The organism is Halorubrum sp. C191, from assembly GCF_002727095.1.
Classification (GTDB): Archaea; Halobacteriota; Halobacteria; order Halobacteriales; family Haloferacaceae; genus Halorubrum; species Halorubrum ezzemoulense.
The window spans coordinates 1-3,645 of record NZ_NHNZ01000117.1 but is presented as its reverse complement, the minus strand read 5'-3'; the positions used below and the strand labels follow the sequence as shown (position 1 = coordinate 3,645).

The following is a 3,645-nucleotide window of genomic DNA, read 5'->3' as shown; positions in this document are numbered from 1 at the left end:
GAAACGAAGGGGTGGGGGGGGTGGAGATACCAGCGAGAAGTACCAATCCGGACCCTCTCCGGCCGTTAGCACTGGGCCGGGAAGTCCCCACAGGTGTCACCCGCCTCAACACCCTAACGTTCGTCGCCAGCGGGTTCCGCCTGGTGGTTCTAGCGAAGCAAGCCGAAGGGGTGACCGAAGTTGGACAACCTGACTGCGATGACGCCTTCCGTCACTCCACACCGACGCACGTTGAAGACGAGTCTCCAGACTGCCCGACCCGGCTCACCGAGAGAAGAGTCTCACCTCAAATTTAAACAAGCGGACAGCAAGAGGCGATGAACTGTCAAAAGAGGCGCGAAAACGCTAAAGAGTCACTGAGAACCAGTCCGCGACCGAGGGTTATCTCGGGAGCGACGAGCCGCGTCGTCCGCCGTCGCAGGTACCCGCAGGGAGGTCACGCTCTGTCCAGTTGACATGGCGGCGGTCGTCGCGACGACAGTCGAGAGGACTCACCCAGATGTCTGTGCGCCGAACCGCCTCGCACCGCTTCGGCCCGACTTGGCTCGATCCATTCGACTACTTTCTCTGTCCCATCGTCTGATCCGTTCGACTACTTGCTCTGCCCCACCGCCTGATCCGTTCGACTACTCGGTCCGTTCGAGCGATTCAAAGATGAACTCGTCTATTGCTTCTCGCGTCTCCTCCGGGGCGTCCTCGTGACCGAGCGAGATCCGCCGCCCGCGAGCGGCGTGGATAACGTCGGTCACCAACTGGCTCATCCGTTCGGGGTCGACGTCGCGGAAGACCCCCTCGTCGATCCCCTCTTCGACGACCTCGACGATGTTGCCCCGGACGCGCTCGTAGTGTTCGTTGAACACCTCGCGGTGCTCGGCGTCGTTTGCGCCTGCGTGTACAGCTCGTGGTACACTCTCATTCGGTCTCAGTGGCTGAAATCCTCGAATTCGGGTCCGAACAGGCACTGATCGACGCGAGCGCGCAACTCGGTCCGCGGGTCCTCGTCGCCCTCGACGACTAGGCTCCTCTCATACTGGTCGATGGTGTGTTCGAGGAACGAAGACATCAGGTCGTACTTCCCGTCGAAATGATAGTGGATCACCTGCCGCGTGAGGTCCATCTCCTCGCCGATATCGCGCATCCGGAGGTCCTTGTAGCCGTGCTTGCTCAGCGCGCGGAACGTCGCCTCCATGATGACCTCCTTCGTATCCTTCGAGGAGCCCGTCTCTCTGCCGGATCTGTCGGAATTGTCGGATCCGATGGCGGAACGCTCTTGCGGAGGATTCCTGTCGGAGCCGCGGTCACCGGAACCCGCGTCGTTCGCGTCGTCCGACAGTGACTCGACGGACTCGTTCACCGGGCCATCCTGTGAGTCGTTCATGCCAATTTGATACGCGTGAGGTAGATAATACGGTTACTCTTCGCTTTTATTCTCCGACGAGATCTACCCCCTCGATCGAACGATATCACCGCAGGTAAACAAACGATCGTCCGAAACTGAATCGGCGTTTCACTCAACCCGCCAAACGAGTGGGTCACACCCGACGAGTGAGTCGGGTCGCGGACCGACGGTCCCCGGGATCCCGTGTCGCCTGCCGCCCGCGACCGCGCCTTCTCATCAGCCGATTCTCCCCCGCCGAACCGCACCCCCGACGCCGAATTTCGGGTTCGTCCGGCGCCGATGCTCCGGATCGGGGGGGATGTCTGACGCAGTTCTTAAGTGAGAGCGGTGAGGACCGTACCGTAATCCCCCGAACGGGCGTGGAGCGCACGGATCGAACGGCGTCCGAAACGACAGCGGTGTTCGGGTAAACTACACACGGACTGGAGGTCAGGATGGGACTGCTCACGAATCTCAGAGACAGCATATCGCGGGTCACAGACGGCCTGTTCGCGGCCGACGAGCCCAAGCGGATCGGGATCTACGGACCGCCGAACGCCGGTAAAACGACCCTCGCAAACCGGATCGCACGCGACTGGACGGGTGACGCCGTCGGGCCGGAGAGCCACATCCCCCACGAGACTCGCCGGGCCCGCCGGAAAGAGGGCGTGGAGATCGAACGCAACGGGCGGACGGTCACCATCGACATCGTCGACACGCCCGGCGTGACGACGAAAGTCGACTACAAGGAGTTCTTGGACCACGACATGGAGAAGGACGACGCCGTCCGCCGGTCGCGCGAGGCGACCGAGGGCGTCGCGGAGGCGATGCACTGGCTCCGCGAGGACGTCGACGGCGTCATCTACGTGCTCGACTCGACGTCGGACCCGTTCACCCAGGTGAACACGATGCTGATCGGGATCATCGAGTCGCAGGACCTCCCCGCGCTCATTCTCGCGAACAAGACTGACCTGCCGGGATCGGACGTCCAGCAGATCGCGAACGCCTTCCCGCAACACGAGACGATTCCGCTGTCGGCGTTGGAGGGCGACAACATGGACGAAGTGTACACCAAGATCGCGGAGTACTTCGGCTAATGGCCGGCCCGAAAGCCAACGTCAACGCCGCCGACGATCCCGACGACTCCGACGACGGCGTCCGGATCGACATGATAAGCGGCGCGCGGATGGAGGGGCTCACGAGCATGGAGAAGATCCGGCTCATCCTCGACGGCGTCCGCGAGGGAAACATCGTCATCCTCGAAGAGGGGCTCTCCCCCGACGAGGAGTCGAAGCTCATCGAGGTGACGATGACCGAGATCAGCCCCGACGACTTCACCGGCATCGAGATAGAGACGTACCCCAAGGCCGAGGCGGGCGACCAGAGCTTCCTCGACAAGTTGATGGGCCGCGAGTCGACCCAGAAGCTCACGGTGATCGGCCCGGCGAACAGAATCGAGACCCTCCACAAAGACGAGAACCTCATCAGCACGCTCGTCTCTCGCAAGTAGATGCCCCACCAGTGTACCTCCTGCGGCCGGACGTTCCCCGACGGCTCCAAGGAGATGCTGTCCGGGTGCCCCGACTGCGGCGGGAACAAGTTCCAGTTCAAGCCCGCGAACGCGACGGAGAACGCCGGCCCCGCCGCCGAAGCGGACGAGGCGTCCGACTCCGCCGCCGGAGCGGACGGGACGCCCGACTCCGACTCGGGGCCGTCCGACGGAACGCGGCCGACCGCGGACGGGGAGGTTGCGTCGGCGTCCGACGAGGGCGCCGCCGCTCGGGGCCCCGACAACGCCGCAGACGCGACGCCGGACGACCGGGCCGATCCGACGCCGGACGATGCCGTGGCGGGCGCCGAATCAACGACCGGGTCCGACGGTACGGAACAGATCGCCGACCGGAGTGACGAGGACATGGCACAGGCGAGCGCGCGATCCGAAGTGGTGTCCCCGGACGAGCTTGACCGCGCGAGCCGCGATGTCGACTCCGCCGAGACCTCGGAGCCGACCGACGAGGAGTCCAAGCCCGGCATCGACGCGCTCCGCGACGAGCTCAACGACCAGTTCGAGAGCATCCGCATCGTCAGCCCCGGCCAGTACAAGCTCAACCTGATGGAGCTGTACGACAGACAGGAGTACATCATCTCGCTTCAAGAGGACGGCCGGTACGTCATCGAAATGCCCGACGCGTGGGGCATCGACGACGAGTGACGCCTTCACTCCCCGTCCCGTCCGGCTTTTCACGCTCCTGACCCCCCAGTTCTCT

General features: G+C 63.8%; 3 protein-coding genes and 1 pseudogene. 3 read left to right on the top strand and 1 reads right to left on the bottom strand.

The window, feature by feature from the left end:
• Window positions 1-626: 626 nt before the first annotated feature.
• Window positions 627-1,378 (bottom strand): annotated as a pseudogene (locus tag Z052_RS11880) (TetR/AcrR family transcriptional regulator).
• 455 nt (window positions 1,379-1,833) lie between these two features.
• On the opposite strand from Z052_RS11880, the gene Z052_RS11875 reads away from it, so the two are divergent.
• Genes Z052_RS11875 through Z052_RS11865 form a run of 3 tightly spaced genes read left to right on the top strand, consistent with a single transcriptional unit; the run spans window position 1,834 to window position 3,590 of the window.
• A complete protein-coding gene (locus tag Z052_RS11875) occupies window positions 1,834-2,475 on the top strand; it encodes an Era-like GTP-binding protein (RefSeq protein ID WP_049931966.1) in 642 nt (213 codons plus the stop codon).
• Window positions 2,475-2,888 (top strand): DUF2073 domain-containing protein, encoded by a 414-nt coding sequence (locus Z052_RS11870; RefSeq protein ID WP_049931967.1) that lies wholly within the window; start codon window positions 2,475-2,477, stop codon window positions 2,886-2,888. The genes Z052_RS11875 and Z052_RS11870 overlap by 1 nt, the downstream gene beginning before the upstream one ends.
• The gene (locus tag Z052_RS11865) at window positions 2,889-3,590 is read left to right on the top strand and encodes a Zn-ribbon domain-containing protein (protein WP_094520964.1); all 702 of its coding nucleotides are present in this window, start codon (window positions 2,889-2,891) and stop codon (window positions 3,588-3,590) included.
• Window positions 3,591-3,645 lie beyond the last annotated feature (55 nt).

Coding starts and splice junctions, on each gene's coding strand:
- Z052_RS11875 (WP_049931966.1), top strand. CDS start 1,834: ATGGGACTGCTCACGAATCTCAGAGACAGCATATCGCGGGTCACAGAC.
- Z052_RS11870 (WP_049931967.1), top strand. CDS start 2,475: ATGGCCGGCCCGAAAGCCAACGTCAACGCCGCCGACGATCCCGACGAC.
- Z052_RS11865 (WP_094520964.1), top strand. CDS start 2,889: ATGCCCCACCAGTGTACCTCCTGCGGCCGGACGTTCCCCGACGGCTCC.